12 protein-coding genes are annotated in these 14,036 nt (G+C 70.2%); 5 read left to right on the forward strand and 7 right to left on the reverse strand.

All coding sequences use genetic code 11. The features are described from left to right. Nucleotides 1–24 precede the first annotated feature (24 nt). Nucleotides 25–957 (forward strand): hypothetical protein, encoded by a 933-nt coding sequence (locus JNO54_RS06385; protein WP_204143143.1) that lies wholly within the window; start codon nt 25–27, stop codon nt 955–957. Between the two features lie 196 nt (nt 958–1,153). On the opposite strand, the gene JNO54_RS06390 is transcribed toward JNO54_RS06385, so the two are convergent. The 6 genes from JNO54_RS06390 to JNO54_RS06415 all read right to left on the reverse strand — a co-directional run bounded on the left by JNO54_RS06390 (nt 1,154) and on the right by JNO54_RS06415 (nt 8,480). Continuing rightward, nucleotides 1,154–1,816, reverse strand: coding sequence for a GDSL-type esterase/lipase family protein (locus tag JNO54_RS06390; RefSeq protein WP_204143144.1), 663 nt, complete (start codon nt 1,814–1,816; stop codon nt 1,154–1,156). A gap of 12 nt (nt 1,817–1,828) precedes the next feature. Further along, nucleotides 1,829–2,014 carry a DUF6104 family protein gene (locus JNO54_RS06395; protein ID WP_204143145.1) on the reverse strand — a complete coding sequence of 62 codons (186 nt, stop codon included), beginning with the start codon at nt 2,012–2,014 and terminating at the stop codon, nt 1,829–1,831. Between the two features lie 9 nt (nt 2,015–2,023). Then, nucleotides 2,024–5,854, reverse strand: coding sequence for a multifunctional oxoglutarate decarboxylase/oxoglutarate dehydrogenase thiamine pyrophosphate-binding subunit/dihydrolipoyllysine-residue succinyltransferase subunit (locus JNO54_RS06400; RefSeq protein ID WP_204143146.1), 3,831 nt, complete (start codon nt 5,852–5,854; stop codon nt 2,024–2,026). 416 nt (nt 5,855–6,270) lie between these two features. Next, nucleotides 6,271–6,564 carry a GIY-YIG nuclease family protein gene (locus JNO54_RS06405; protein WP_204143147.1) on the reverse strand — a complete coding sequence of 98 codons (294 nt, stop codon included), beginning with the start codon at nt 6,562–6,564 and terminating at the stop codon, nt 6,271–6,273. Between the two features lie 141 nt (nt 6,565–6,705). After that, complete coding sequence (locus JNO54_RS06410; protein ID WP_204143148.1) at nt 6,706–7,512, reverse strand: ABC transporter permease; 807 nt, start codon at nt 7,510–7,512, stop codon at nt 6,706–6,708. Then, nucleotides 7,509–8,480, reverse strand: coding sequence for an ABC transporter ATP-binding protein (locus JNO54_RS06415; RefSeq protein WP_204143149.1), 972 nt, complete (start codon nt 8,478–8,480; stop codon nt 7,509–7,511). Before JNO54_RS06415 ends, JNO54_RS06410 begins: the two co-directional genes overlap by 4 nt. A 165-nt stretch (nt 8,481–8,645) precedes the next feature. Here JNO54_RS06415 and JNO54_RS06420 point away from each other — a divergent pair, with 165 nt between their 5' ends. Then, a complete protein-coding gene (locus JNO54_RS06420; protein ID WP_204143150.1) occupies nt 8,646–9,992 on the forward strand; it encodes a hemolysin family protein in 1,347 nt (448 codons plus the stop codon). Continuing rightward, entirely contained in the window at nt 9,989–11,023 is a 1,035-nt protein-coding gene (locus tag JNO54_RS06425; protein WP_204143151.1) for a hemolysin family protein, read from the forward strand. Before JNO54_RS06420 ends, JNO54_RS06425 begins: the two co-directional genes overlap by 4 nt. Before the next feature lie 125 nt (nt 11,024–11,148). Here the strand turns inward: JNO54_RS06425 and JNO54_RS06430 are convergent, their stop codons facing one another. Next, complete coding sequence (locus JNO54_RS06430; protein ID WP_204143152.1) at nt 11,149–12,078, reverse strand: type IV toxin-antitoxin system AbiEi family antitoxin domain-containing protein; 930 nt, start codon at nt 12,076–12,078, stop codon at nt 11,149–11,151. A 233-nt stretch (nt 12,079–12,311) separates the two neighbouring features. Between JNO54_RS06430 and JNO54_RS06435 the strand changes: the two genes are divergently transcribed. Both JNO54_RS06435 and JNO54_RS06440 read left to right on the forward strand, forming a co-directional pair. Further along, nucleotides 12,312–13,880 carry a sodium-dependent transporter gene (locus JNO54_RS06435; RefSeq protein WP_204143153.1) on the forward strand — a complete coding sequence of 523 codons (1,569 nt, stop codon included), beginning with the start codon at nt 12,312–12,314 and terminating at the stop codon, nt 13,878–13,880. Next, complete coding sequence (locus JNO54_RS06440) at nt 13,877–14,029, forward strand: methionine/alanine import family NSS transporter small subunit (RefSeq protein ID WP_204143154.1); 153 nt, start codon at nt 13,877–13,879, stop codon at nt 14,027–14,029. The genes JNO54_RS06435 and JNO54_RS06440 overlap by 4 nt, the downstream gene beginning before the upstream one ends. Nucleotides 14,030–14,036: the final 7 nt, after the last annotated feature.

The following is a 14,036-nucleotide window of genomic DNA, read 5'->3' on the forward strand; positions in this document are numbered from 1 at the left end:
GCCGCTCCCCACGACTCTCGACCCATGCCGGCCACGGAGACCCCGCTCGAGCGCCATCGACGAGTCATGGCCGCGGCGGAGGCCTACGACCACGTGCTGAGTCGACGCCTGCTCCGCGGCATGGGGGTGAGCCGGCAGCAGACCGCCCGGCAGATCGGGGCGGCCCGCTGGGTGCTCCACGGCCGGCAGACCGTCGGGGTCCGGGACGCGCCGCTGACCCCTGTCGCAGCCCGTTGGCGCGCGATCTGGGAGATCGGCGAGGGGGTCGCCCTCATCGACGGGGTCTCCGCGCTCCAGGCCGCGGGGCTCAAGGGTTGGAGCGACGAGCAGGTCCATGTCTCGCTGCTCCACCGCCACGACTACGCGCAGACCTCCGGAGTCAGGGTGCACAAGGTGATCCGGCGGGTCGACGGCGAGGTTGCTGGCGCGGGGCTGCCCCGGACCCGACCCGCGGTGGCGGCGATCCGCGCTGCGCACTGGGCGGTGAGCGACCGGAGCGCCGGGACGATCCTCGCGATGACCGTCCAGCAGCGGCTCGCGACCGGTGAGCAGCTCCTCGAGGCCCAGCGTGTCGTCCGGGGTCGGACGCGGCGTGCCGTCGTCCGCCAGCTCGTGCGTGACATCGCGTGCGGGGTGGAGTCCCTGGGCGAGCTCGACTTCGCCGGGGCATGCCGTCGGCGGGGGCTGCCAGAGCCGAGCCGGCAGGCCGTCCGCGAGCTGCCGGGCGGGCGGGCCTATCTCGACGTGGCCTTCGAGGAGTACGACCTCGTCGTGGAGATCGACGGGGCGGGGCACCTGTGGGGGCTGGCCGCCGTCGACGACGCGCTCCGCGCCAACGAGGTCGTCCTCGGCGCCGAGCGGGTGCTCCGGATCAACGTCCTCGGCCTCCGGCTCGAGGAGGACACCTTCCTCGACCAGGTCGCCCGCGGGCTCCGCGCGGGAGGGTGGCGCGGCTGACCCCCTTCGCCGGTCGAGGTATCAGCGGCCGGACGGGCGGACGGCTATACCTCGAACCAGTGCCCTCGCCGGCACCCCCTTCGCGATTCGAGGTATTCGCGACCGGATGGGCGGCCGAAATTACCTCGAATCGAGGGGAGGGGGCGAAGGGGGGAGGGGGCGAAGGGGGGGAGCGGGCGAAGGGGGGCAGGGCGGATCAGGAGATCCAGTCGCTCCAGCCGTGGTGCAGCACGAGCCACGCGATGAGCCCGTAACCGGCCTGGCCCGGGTGGACCCGGTCCAGGCTCGAGGCCATGTCGGAGTCCCACTGCTCGTGACCCGCCAGCGGGGCGTAGACGTCGACGAAGGGGACGCCGCGGCGCTCGCAGACGTCGCGCTGCGCCTCGGTGATCTGGGCCAGCTGGTCGTCGAGGTCCGGGTCGGCGGCCGGCGCCGGCCCGACGACGAAGGGGGAGATGCCCCGGCTCGAGCACTCGTCGAGGATGTTGGCGAGGTTGAGCCGGTGACGGGCCAGCGACACGCCGCCCTCGACGTCGTTGCGCCCGAAGGAGACGACGAGACGACGGTCGGTCGCGCCCTCCCACCGCAGCGGCGCCTCGACGGTCCACCGCTGCGCGACGTCACCGGAGGTCTGCCCGGCCACGCCGAGGTTGTAGAACGCGAGCTGGGCACCCTCGACGACCGTGCGCCCCATGACCCGACCGACCCAGCCCTGGGCCTTCGGGTCGCCGACCCCCGCGACGAGGGAGTCGCCGATGAAGACGATGCTCACGCGGCGCTCACCGTCCTCGCCGGGAGCGGTGGAGTGGGCTGCGCTGGGGGTGAACTCGTGGCCTGCGGCGTCAGTCGTGGGAAGCATGATGCGACAAACCTACTCGTCGTCGAGCTCGTCGTCGTCGAGCCGCGCCAACCACGACGCGAGCCGCTCGACCGGCGTCTCGAACTCAGGGTTGAGGTCGACGAAGGTCCGCAGCTGCTCGCTGACCCACGCCAGGGTGACGGACTCGTCACCCCGGCGTGACTCGAGCTCCTCGATGCCCCGGTCGGTGAAGTACACGGCCGACCGTCAGCGGTCGAAGGCGGCCTGCATGAGCGCCGCCTGCTCCGCCGCGTGCTTCTTCGACGTGCCGGCCGCGGGCGAGGCGCTCGCCGGCCGGGCGACGACCCGCAGCTGACGTGTCTCACCGTGCTGCGCGAGGGACCTCGGCAGGTTGAGCGCGAGGAAGGGCCAGCCGCCCATGTTCTCCGGCTCCTCCTGGACGATGACCACCTCGGCGTCCGGGTAGTCGGCCAGGGCCTCGGCGAGCTCGGCACCCGCGAGCGGGTAGAAGCGCTCGAGGCGCAGGATCGCCGTCTTGTCGTCCTTGCGCTTGGCGCGCTCGGCCTCGAGGTCGTAGACCACCTTGCCGCTGGCGACGATCACCCGGTCGACGTGACCCCCCTTCGGCCCGTCACGGTCCGGCAGGACCGGACGGAAGGTGCCCGAGGTGAAGTCCTCCGGCGCGCTCGCGGCGGCCTTGAGGCGCAGCATCGACTTCGGGGTGAAGACGATGAGCGGTCGGCGCGGGCGCGCGTAGGCCTGACGACGCAGCAGGTGGAAGTAGCTCGCCGGCGTCGAGGGGTAGGCGACCGTCATGTTGTTCTGCGCGCACAGCGTGAGGAAGCGCTCGATCCGGGCCGAGGAGTGGTCCGGGCCCTGGCCCTCGTAGCCGTGGGGGAGGAGCAGGACGACCGAGGAGTTCTGGCCCCACTTCTGCTCCGAGGAGGAGATGAACTCGTCGACGATCGTCGCCGCGCCGTTCCAGAAGTCACCGAACTGGGCCTCCCACGCGACGAGCGCGTCGGGCCGCTCCACGGAGTAGCCGTACTCGAAGCCCATCGCGGCGAACTCCGAGAGCAGCGAGTCGTAGACCCAGAACCGGGCCTGGCCGCCGCCGAGGTAGTTCAGCGGCGTCCACTCCTCCGCGGTCTCCTTGTCGATGAGGACCGCGTGGCGCTGGACGAAGGTCCCACGCCGGCTGTCCTGGCCGGCGAGCCGGACCGGGGTGCCCTCCATGAGGAGCGAGCCGAAGGCGAGCAGCTCGCCGGTGGCCCAGTCGATGCCACCCTCGTGGACGCTCTTGGCGCGCTTCTCCATGGCCTGCTTGAGCTTCGGGTGCACCGTGAAGCCGGCGGGGGCGTCGTCGAAGACGTCGCCGATGTGGTGGAGGTCCGCCTCGCTGATCGCCGTCTCGTCGGGGCGGCGGCGCGGGGCGTCGGTCGACTGCGCGGTCGGCCGCTCGAGGCCGGCGTTGTCGTCGACCTCCGAGCTCGACTCCGGGTTCGGGTGATGCTCCACGGGGCTCTTGAGCGCCTCCTTGGTCTCGACGAAGACGCGCTCGAGCTGGGCCTGGTAGTCCTTGAGCGCGGCCGCAGCCTCGTCCTCGGAGATGTCACCGCGGCCGATGAGCGACTCGGTGTAGAGCTTGCGCACCGAGCGCTTGGCCTCGATGAGGTTGTACATCAGCGGCTGGGTCATCGACGGGTCGTCGCCCTCGTTGTGACCGCGGCGGCGGTAGCAGACCATGTCGATGACGACGTCCTTGTGGAACGCCTGCCGGTAGGCGAAGGCGATCTCGGCGACGCGGACGCACGCCTCCGGGTCGTCGCCGTTGACGTGGAAGATCGGCGCCTGGATCATCCGCGCGACATCGGTCGAGTAGACCGAGGAGCGGCTGCTCGACGGGGCGGTGGTGAAGCCGACCTGGTTGTTGATGATGACGTGGATCGTGCCGCCGGTGCGGTAGCCGCGCAGCTGGCTCTGCTGCAGCGTCTCGGCCACGACGCCCTGGCCGGCGAAGGCCGCGTCGCCGTGGATGAGGATCGGCAGGACGGGGAAGTCCTCGCCACCCCGGTTGAGCCGGTCCTGCTTGGCGCGCACGATGCCCTCGAGCACCGGGTTGACCGCCTCGAGGTGGCTCGGGTTGGCGGCGAGGTAGACCTTGGTCGTGCTGCCGTCCTCGCCGTGGAACTCGCCCTCGGTGCCGAGGTGGTACTTCACGTCGCCGGAGCCCTGGACCGAGCGCGGGTCGAGCTGCCCCTCGAACTCACGGAAGATCTGTCCGTAGCTCTTGCCGGCGATGTTGGCCAGCACGTTGAGCCGGCCGCGGTGCGGCATGCCGATGCAGACCTCGTCAAGCTGCTCCTCGGCGGCCTTGGACAGTATCCGGTCAAGCATCGCGATGACCGACTCGCCACCCTCGAGGCTGAAGCGCTTCTGCCCGACGAACTTCGTCTGGAGGAAGGTCTCGAAGGCCTCCGCGGCGTTGAGCCGGCGCAGGATCCGCAGCTGCTCCTCGCTCGTCGTCTTGCTGTAGCCGACCTCGATGCGGTCCTGGATCCACTTGCGCTGGTCCGGGTCCTGGATGTGCATGTACTCGATGCCGATGCTGCGGCAGTACGAGTCGCGCAGGATCCCGAGGATGTGGCGCAGCTTGAGGAAGGGCTCGCCGCCGAAGCCGCCGGTGGCGAAGAAGCGCTCGAGGTCCCACAGGGTCAGGCCGTGGCTCGTGATGTCGAGGTCGGCGTGACGACGCTGCTGGTACTCCAGCGGGTCGATGTCGGCCATGAGGTGGCCGCGCACGCGGTAGGCGTGGATGAGCTCCTGGACCCGGGCGACCTTGTTGATGTCCTCGTCGTGGGTCGCCGAGATGTCCTGGACCCAGCGCACCGGCTCGTACGGGATGCGCAGGCTGGCGAAGATCTCGTCGTAGAAGCCGTGCTCGCCGAGCAGCAGCTGGTGGATCACCGCGAGGAACTCGCCGGAGCCGGCGCCCTGGATGATCCGGTGGTCGTACGTCGAGGTGAGCGTGAGCACCTTGCTCACGGCGTTGCGCGCGAGGGTCTCGTTGCTCGCCCCCTGCCACTCGGCGGGGTAGTCGAGGGCACCGACGCCGATGATCGCGCCCTGCCCCTTCATGAGGCGGGGGATCGAGTGGACCGTGCCGATGCCGCCCGGGTTGGTCAGGCTGATCGTCGTGCCCTGGAAGTCCTCGACGGCGAGCTTGTTGTCGCGCGCCTTCTTGACGATGACCTCGTAGGCGGCCCAGAACTGGCTGAAGCTCATCTGCTCGGCGCCCTTGACCGAGGGCACGACGAGGGAGCGGGAGCCGTCCGGCTTCGGCAGGTCGATGGCGATGCCGAGGTTGACGTGCGTCGGGTTGACGAGGACCGGCTTGCCCTTCTCGTCCGTCGTGTAGCCGACGTTCATCGACGGCATGTGGGCCAGGGCCTTGACCATGGCGAAGCCGATGATGTGGGTGAAGGACACCTTGCCGCCGCGGGCCCGCTTGAGGTGGTTGTTGATGACGATGCGGTTGTCGATGAGCAGCTTCGCCGGGACGGCGCGCACGGAGGTGGCCGTCGGGACCTCGAGGGAGGACTCCATGTTGGCGACGACGCGGGCGGCCGCACCACGAAGGGGGATGTGCTCGTCCTCGACCGGGTCGGGCTTCTCGATCTTGGGCTTGGCAGGGTCGCGCGGGGTCGGGGCGGTCGCCGCGGCCTCCGCCTTCTTGGCCGGCTCGGCCTTCTTGGCCGGCTCCGCCTTCTTCGCCGGCTCGGCCTTCTTGGCCGGCTCGGGCTTCTTGGCCGGCTCGGGCTTCTTGTCGGCCTGCTTGGTCTCGTTCTTCGGCTTGGTCTTCTCGTCGTTCTGCTCGGCCGCGCCGTTGGCAGAGGCCCCGTTCGCTGCGGAGGGAGCACCCCCCTTCGCCTCACCCGGGGTGTAGTCCTCGAAGAAGGACCACCACGCCTTGTCGACCAGCGTCTTGTCCTGCTGGTACTGCGCATACAGCTCGTCGACGAGCCACTCGTTGGGGCCGAAGTCGCTGAGGTTGGTGGGTCCGGACTGGTCGGGCACTTGGAGAACGCCTCTTCTCAGGGTCGCGAGTCGTCACGGCCGCGCACGCAGGGGCCGCACGAGGGCAGCCTAACGTGTCCAACGCCACGGACGGAGGGTCCCTCCGCGGCCGGACGACGGGCGGTCCGTCTGCACGACGAACGTCCCCGCACCTTGTCGGTGATGAAGGTGCGGGGACGCCGTCGGGCAAGATGCGACGACCGTCGAGTGCCGTGCTGGTCGAGGAGCGACAACCGTCGAGTGCCGTGCTGGTCGAGGTGCGACGAGCTCTGCGAGGAGCCTCGAGACCCTGAGTGAGGTCCCCGAGGTGGTCTCGAGGCTCAGGCCGCGGGCGGCTTCGCACCTCGACCACCAAGGGCACGCTTGCTGGTCGAGGTGCGACGAGCCCTGCGAGGAGCCTCGAGACCCGAGGGAGGTCACGGACGGGGTCGGCCGCCCCTTCGCCTGGCCGCCGCAGTCACCGCCTCCCAGTCGCCACGGATCAACGCCTCCCGTTTAGCCCTGGACCAGGCCTGGATCTGCTTCTCCAAGGCATAGGCCTCCCCGATGTGCTCTGTCGCCTGCGACCACACGAGCTCGACCGGCGTCCTGGTGCTCGTGTACCGAGCGCCGAGGCCAGAGGCGTGCTGCTCGAGGCGGTGCTGGAGATTGCGTGTGCTGCCGACGTAGTAGGTCCCGTCCGCGCACCTGAGCATGTAGACGTGGGGCATCGGTCTATGTCACCAGGTGTGGGGAGACTGGTGCGCTGTGCTGTCCACAGGTCTCGAGGCTCAGGCCGCGGGCGGCCTTCGCACCTCGACCATCGTGCGGGGGCCGACCGGCGGCCTTCGCACCTCGACCACCACCTGGGGTCAGGCGACGTCCTGCTTCGCGGCGCGGAGGACGCCGAGCCCGGCGAGCACGACGGCGTAGGCAGTGAGTACGAGCGCACCCGCCCACCACGACAACGGCTCGACCATGCCCGGCCCGCTCATCGTCACCGGGTCGACCATCGCGTTCGTCGCCTGGCTGGGCAGGAACTTCACGACGTTGTCCCGGGCGAAGTCGTTGAAGGACAGGGCCACGCTGACGATCGGCTCCACGATCCAGGCGAAACCGATGCCGACGAGCAGCGCCGCCACCATGTTGGGGATGAGGATCCCGACGCCGAGGCCGATGAGCGCCCACAGCCCGAGCGCCAGCAGGCTGAGCGCGAGGGAGCGGAGGATCTCGGTCGAGGGGAAGGGGTCGACCCCGCGCATGCTGAGGATCGTCGCCCCGACGCTCACCGACCCGAGCAGGCTGACGATGCCGTAGAACGCGCCGATGCCGATGAGCGCGACGACCTTGGCCAGGAGCGCCCGGCCGCGGCGCGGCACCGCCAGGAAGGTGCCGGTGATCGTCTTGTGCCGGTACTCCGACCCGACCTGCATGACCCCGATCGTCAGCAGCAGCAGGTACCCGACGCTCAGGCCGGCGGTGTAGACGGAGTTGACGATCTGGGTGGCGCTGCCGTCGATCATCGGCTCACCGGTGGACGGGTCGATCGTCTCGCCGGTGTAGATGAAGGCGAAGAGCCCGGCGAAGAGCGCCCCCGCGACGAAGATGGCGATCGCCATGCCCCACCACATGCGGGTGGTGCGGAGCTTGAGGATCTCTGAGCGGATGGCCTGGATCATTCGTTGGCTCCTTCCTGCCCCTGCTGGGCATCTCGCACGGCGGGTGCCTCGCTCGGGTCGGTGCCGTAGTTGCGGCTCGTACCGTCGGTGAGCGCGAAGAAGAGCGACTCGAGGTCGCCGCGGCGGGCGGTGAGCTCCCAGACCGGCAGGCCGGCGCGCAGCGCGACGTCACCGACGAGGCGCAGGTCGTCGGTCTCGGCGAGCAGGCCGCCGCCCTCGGCGACCTCGGAGGTGACGTCGGCCAGGCGCAGGGCGCCGGCGAGGGCGTCCGGGTCGGAGGTCCGCACGAAGCTCGTCGGCGTGCCCTCGAGCTCGGCGATCGTGCCCTGCCGGACGAGCCGGCCGTTGGCGATGATCACGACGTCGTCGGCGGTCTGCTGGACCTCGGAGAGCATGTGGCTGCTCACGAGGATCGTCCGGCCCTCGCCCGCGAGGTGCCCCAGGAAGTTGCGCATCCACCGGATGCCCTCGGGGTCGAGGCCGTTGTTCGGCTCGTCGAGGATGAGCACCTCAGGGTCGCCGAGGAGCGCGCCCGCGAGGCCGAGCCGCTGGCGCATGCCCATCGAGTAGCCGCCGGCCCGCTTGCGCGCCGCGGCCGGGATGCCGGTGAGCTCGAGCAGCTCGTCGACGCGGCTGTCCGGGATGCCGGAGGTCGCCGCGAGCACCCGCAGGTGGTCACGCCCGGAGCGGCCGGGGTGGAAGGACGTCGCCTCGAGCGCCGCGCCCACCGTCCGAAGGGGGCTCGGCAGGTCCCGGTAGGGCGTCCCGCCGATCGTCGCGGTCCCGGCGGTCGGCGAGACGAGCCCGAGGAGCATCCTCAGGGTCGTCGTCTTGCCCGCACCGTTGGGCCCGAGGAAGCCGGTCACCCGGCCCGGTCGGACCTCGAAGCTGACGTCGTCGACGGCCACGAAGCCGCCGAACCTCTTCGTGAGGTTGCGGACCTCGAGCGGTCTGCCCTGCACGGTCATGTCCCTGCCTCTCTCGCCGGTCGGCCCCGCCGACCCGGCTGTGTCGGTCCCGCCATCGAACCACCCGGTGGCAAGCCAGCACATCCACCCCCGGGCTGAGCGCGCGTCCCCCCCCTCCGCCCGAAGGGGGAGGCGCTCACCCCTTCGCCCTAGACTCGGCCCACCATGTCGCCCTGGCTCATGCTCCTCATCGGTGTCCTCCTCACGCTCGGTACCGCCCTCGTCGTCGCCGCCGAGTTCTCCCTCGTCGCCCTGGACCGCCCCGCGGTGCAGCGCGCCGTCGACTCCGGCGACACCAAGGCCGAGCCCGTCCTGCACTCCCTGCGCCGGCTCTCCACGCTGCTCTCCGCGTGCCAGCTCGGCATCACGATCACGACCCTCTTCCTCGGCTTCCTCGCGAACCCGGCCATCGGCGCGCTGCTCAGCCCGGTCCTCGTCGACGTCGGCATGGGTGAGCAGGCCGCCACCCGGACCGCGAGCGTCCTCGCCATGGTCATCGCCACCGTCTTCTCGATGATCGTCGGCGAGATGGTGCCCAAGACCCTCGCCGTGTCGGTGCCGCTCGCCACGGCCAAGCTCGTCGCCACCCCGATGCGGATCATCACCGTCCTCATGCGCCCGCTCATCGCCGTGTCCAACGGCTCGGCCAACTGGATCCTGCGCCGGATGGGCATCGAGCCGCAGGAGGAGCTCTCCGCCGCCCGCAGCCCCGCCGAGCTCGCCTCGCTCGTGCGCACCTCCGTCGAGGCCGGCACGATCGACTCCGGCACGGCCCGGCTCGTCACGCGCTCGCTCGGCTTCGGCGAGCAGACCGCCACCGACGTCATGACCCCCCGCAACCGGGCCACCTCGATCGACCGGACCGCGAGCGCCGAGGAGCTCATCGACCTCGCCCGCGCCACGGGGCACAGCCGTTTCCCCGTCACCGGCGACGACTGGGACGACATCGACGGCGTCGTGCACGTCAAGAAGGCCATCGCCGTCCCGCACGAGAAGCGCGCCCAGGTGCCCGTCTCCGCGCTCATGGTCGCGCCCGTCATGGTCCCCGAGACCCTGCGGCTCGACCCGCTCCTGCTCCAGCTGCGCGACGCCGGGCTGCAGTTCGGCGTCGTCGTCGACGAGTACGGCGGCACCGCCGGAGTCGTCACCCTCGAGGACCTCGTCGAGGAGATCGTCGGCGAGGTGAGCGACGAGCACGACCGCAGCCAGACCACCGGCCGCCAGCTGCCCGACGGCTCCTGGACCGTCCCCGGCCTCTGGCGCCCCGACGAGATCCGCGAGCGGCTCGATGTCGAGATCCCCGACGGACCCGCCTACGAGACCGTCGGCGGCTGGATCATGCACGAGCTCGGCCGGGTCCCCGCGGTCGGCGACGCCACCGACATCGACGGCTGGCACGTCACCGTCATCGACATGGAAGGCCGACGGGTGGACCGGCTCAGGTTCGCCCCTTCGCCCACGGCCGAGGCGACGGCCCACCCCCTTCGGGCTGAGGGAGGTGAGGACCGGTGAGCCTCTCGACGATCCTCATCACCGTCCTGCTCCTCCTGCTCAACGCCTTCTTCGTCGGCGCGGAGTTCGCCGCGATGGCCGCGCGGCGCAGCCAGCTCGAGCCGCTCGCCGAGGCCGGGGACAAGCGGGCCGCGCTCGCCGTCGACGCGCTGCAGCACACCGGCGTCCTGCTCGCCACGTGCCAGCTCGGCATCACCGTCTGCTCCGTGCTCCTCGGTGCGATCTCCGAGGCGGCGCTCCACCACGCGCTGCACCCTGTGATGGAGCGGATCGGCGTGCCTGACACGCTCACCGACGCCACCTCGCTCGTGCTCGCGATCCTCATCGTCGTCTACCTGCACGTCGTCATCGGCGAGATGGTGCCCAAGAACATCTCGATCGCCAGCCCCGAGAAGTCCGCCCGCTGGCTCGTCCCGCCGCTCGTCATGGTCATGCGCCTCACCAAGCCGGTCATCGCCGTCATGGACTGGGTGAGCAAGGCCGTCGTGCGGGCCATGGGCATCGAGCCCCGCGACGAGCTCGCGAGCGCCTTCACCGTCGAGGAGGTCTCGCACATCGTCGAGGAGTCTCACCGCGAGGGGCTCGTCGAGACCGAGAAGTACGGCCTCGTCGGTGCCGCGCTGGAGTTCTCCGACAAGGACGCCGCCGACGTCGGCATCCCCGTGGCCGAGCTCGTCACCGTGCCCGTCGACGCCACCCCCGACCACATCGAGCGGCTCGTCGCCAAGCACGGCTTCTCGCGGTACCCGACCGTCGACGCCGCGGGCGAGCTCACCGGCTACCTGCACCTCAAGGACGTGCTCTACGCCGAGGGGGAGGAGCGGAAGGAGCCCGTGCCGAGCAAGCGCATCCGCCGCCTCGCCACCGTCCGCCGCGACGACGAGGTCGAGGACGTGCTCGCGACGATGCAGCAGACCGGCGCCCACGTCGCCCGCGCCATCGACGAGGACGGCGCGATCGTCGGTGTCGTCTTCCTCGAGGACGTCATCGAGGAGCTCGTCGGCGAGGTCAGCGACTCCACCCAGCGCTGACCCCCCTCCAACTTTGCCCGGGTAGTTGTGAACTTTGCCCGGGCAGTTGTGGGCGAGGGCCAACTTTGCCCGGGCAGTTGTGAACTTTGCCCGGGCAGTTGTGAACTTTGCCCGGGCAGTTGTGGTCAGGCGGCAACCTCCGCGATGGCTTCCTCGATCCGCCGGCTGATCTCGGACGGGTCGTCCAGGTCGGACCACTTGATGCGGACGAACGACCAGCCGAGTGAGCGGATGTCAGCCTCTCGTTGCTCCTGGGCGGCACGGACCGCCTCCTCGTCGTCGCCGTCGTACTTGATCTCTCCGTCGAACTCGATCGCGACGGGATGGTCGACGAGGCAGAAGTCGACCCGGAACCGCTTGCCCCTGACCTTGATCCACTTCTGCGTCTCGAACTCCCACCTCAGGCTGCGGAGCACGATCGCCGTCAGCGTCTCGCCCGGCGACTCGTGCCGGTGGTCGAGGTCGAGGAAGGTGATCCTGGCCGCCGCGATGCCGTGGGCGCCGTGGAAGGTATCGATCGCGCTGAAGATGTCCTCTCGGGTGCATCGGCCCGTATGCAGGGCGAAATCGCCGGCGACGAGGGCGGCCGCACGGCTGTTCGTCAAGGCAGTGCCCACCACCGCGTGCGGGATGTCCACGACGCGGGCGGAGCGCTCGAGCCCAGGGACCTCCACGGTCATGACCGGTAGGTCCGCCACTGTCTCTCGCACCCCCTGCCGCTTGCGACCGTGAGTCCCGTCGGATCGGACGAGGTCGACGGTGCTGAGGTCGGCTCGAGCGAGCGGGAGCCCGTGCAGGAGTGCGGCCGAGGCGCGGGCCGCCGCCACCTCCGGACCGTGCAGCTTCAACGCAGCAAGCGTCCGTAGGACGTGCAGCTCTTCGGCAGTGGAGGCCACTCGATCCGTGTACCACCCTCGGTCGAGGCGGATGATGAGCCCGCGGCGTAGGAGGATCCTGAGGTCGATGTCGGAGACCCCCCATTCGCGTGCCTGACGACGGCTGAAGAACGGCAGGCTGCCGATGGTTGTGAGGTCGATCCGGAGCTGAGGCTTCATGTCCTCAGGGTGGCGGGGTCGGGGCGAGGGCGCCGAGGGTTATCCACAGGGCTGGCTGGTGCTCCCTGGGCTGCGCGATCTCAACTTTGCCCGGGTAGTTGTGAAGTTTGCCCGGGTAGTTGTGGAGAAGGGGGGCGGCGTGCGGTAGCGGCGACAGGTAGGGCACCAAGCGCCCACCAGGTCACCCGGCGTGGGAGCATGTGCTGCCTCGATGCCGGACGAAGGGATCTGACGTGAGCAGCGACGAGCTGACAGGAGCCTCGGAGAAGAAGGGCTTCAGCACCCGCAAGGCCTTCATCTTCGCCGCCATCGGGTCGGCGGTCGGCCTGGGCAACATCTGGCGCTTCCCCTACGTCGCGTACGAAGGGGGTGGCGGCGCCTTCGTCATCCCGTACCTCGTCGCGCTGCTCTTCGCCGGCATCCCGCTGCTCTTCCTCGACTACGCGATGGGGCACCGCTACCGCGGCTCCGCGCCGCTGGCCTTCCGCCGGGTGTCGCGCTACGGCGAGTGGTTCGGGTGGTGGCAGGTGCTCATCACCGTCGTCATCGGCATCTACTACCCGGCGATCATCGCCTGGGCGATCCGGTACACCGGCTTCTCGATCGACAAGGCCTGGGGTGACGACCCGGAGAAGTTCCTCTTCGGCAGCTTCCTCCAGGCCGCCAAGACGCCCGGCCCGACCTTCGACGTCGTCCCCGGCGTGCTCGTCCCGATGATCATCGTCTGGACGATCACGCTCGGCGTGCTCGCGATGGGCGTCCAGGGCGGCATCGGTCGCACCGCGGTCATCTTCATCCCGGTCCTCGTCATCGCCTTCGGCGCTCTCGTCGTCGTCGCGCTGACGCTGCCGGGCGCCACGACCGGTCTCAACGCCCTCTTCACCCCCGAGTGGGGCGCGCTCGGTGATCCCAGCGTGTGGGTCAGCGCGTTCGGCCAGATCTTCTTCAGCCTGTCCGTGGGCTTCGGCATCATGATCACGTACGCGAGCTATGTCGGCCGCAAGACCGACCTCACCGGCTCCGGCTCGGTCGTCGCGTTCTCCAACTCGGGCTTCGAGCTGTTCGCCGGCATCGGTGTCTTCGCCGTCCTCGGCTTCCTCGCGACGAACACCGGCCAGCCGGTCGGCGAGGTCGTGGCCGACGGTATCGGCCTGGCCTTCGTCGCCTTCCCGGCGATCCTCAACGAGGCGCCCGCCGGCGTCCTGCTCGGGCTCCTGTTCTTCGGGTCCCTCGTCGTGGCCGGACTCACCTCGCTCATCTCCGTCGTCGAGGTCGGCATCAGCGCGATCAGGGACAAGACGGGCGTCGGGCGCGTGGCCGGCACGATGATCCTCGGCCTGCCGATGGCGGTCGTCAGCTGCGTGCTCCTCGGCACCACCGGTGGGGTCTTCGTGCTCGACACGATGGACAACTTCATCAACAGCTTCGGCATCCTCTTCGTCGCCGCCCTGTCGATGCTCGCGCTGGCCTGGGTGTGGAAGCGGCTGCCGGGCCTCGCCGAGCACGTCAACGCCCACAGCTCGATCAAGCTGCTCGGCTGGTGGCGCTGGCTCGTCGCGCTCGTCGTCCCCGCGGTGCTGCTCGTCATGCTCGTCCTCGAGCTGCGCAAGAACCTCGCCGAGCCCTACGAGGGCTACCCGGCGGAGCTGCTCGGCGTCTTCGGCTGGGGCATCGTCATCGCGATCCCGTTCCTCGCGATGCTGCTCTCGCTGCTGCCGTGGCAGCGCGGGGTCGACCTCGAGGACCCGGGCTCTGACCAGCTCGACCATGCCGACCGCACCGACGAAGGGAGCCTGCGATGACCGCCACCGCCATCGTCATGATGCTCGTCATGATGCTCGCCATCTGGGGCGGGCTCGTGGCGGCGATCATCTGGCTCGTCCGCAACGACCGCTCGACCGCCGGCAACCAGGCCGAGGGCGCCACGGGCCGCTACAGCCGCGACCTCTGACCCCTTC

The sequence above is a fragment of the Janibacter endophyticus genome (assembly GCF_016888335.1).
Taxonomy (GTDB): Bacteria; Actinomycetota; Actinomycetes; order Actinomycetales; family Dermatophilaceae; genus Marihabitans; species Marihabitans endophyticum.

Bases quoted from the DNA above. Each gene is read 5' to 3' on its own strand.
- JNO54_RS06385 (WP_204143143.1), top strand. From the start codon at position 25: ATGCCGGCCACGGAGACCCCGCTCGAGCGCCATCGACGAGTCATGGCC.
- JNO54_RS06390 (WP_204143144.1), bottom strand. From the start codon at position 1,816: ATGCTTCCCACGACTGACGCCGCAGGCCACGAGTTCACCCCCAGCGCA.
- JNO54_RS06405 (WP_204143147.1), bottom strand. From the start codon at position 6,564: ATGCCCCACGTCTACATGCTCAGGTGCGCGGACGGGACCTACTACGTC.
- JNO54_RS06410 (WP_204143148.1), bottom strand. From the start codon at position 7,512: ATGATCCAGGCCATCCGCTCAGAGATCCTCAAGCTCCGCACCACCCGC.
- JNO54_RS06415 (WP_204143149.1), bottom strand. From the start codon at position 8,480: ATGACCGTGCAGGGCAGACCGCTCGAGGTCCGCAACCTCACGAAGAGG.
- JNO54_RS06420 (WP_204143150.1), top strand. From the start codon at position 8,646: ATGTCGCCCTGGCTCATGCTCCTCATCGGTGTCCTCCTCACGCTCGGT.
- JNO54_RS06430 (WP_204143152.1), bottom strand. From the start codon at position 12,078: ATGAAGCCTCAGCTCCGGATCGACCTCACAACCATCGGCAGCCTGCCG.
- JNO54_RS06440 (WP_204143154.1), top strand. From the start codon at position 13,877: ATGACCGCCACCGCCATCGTCATGATGCTCGTCATGATGCTCGCCATC.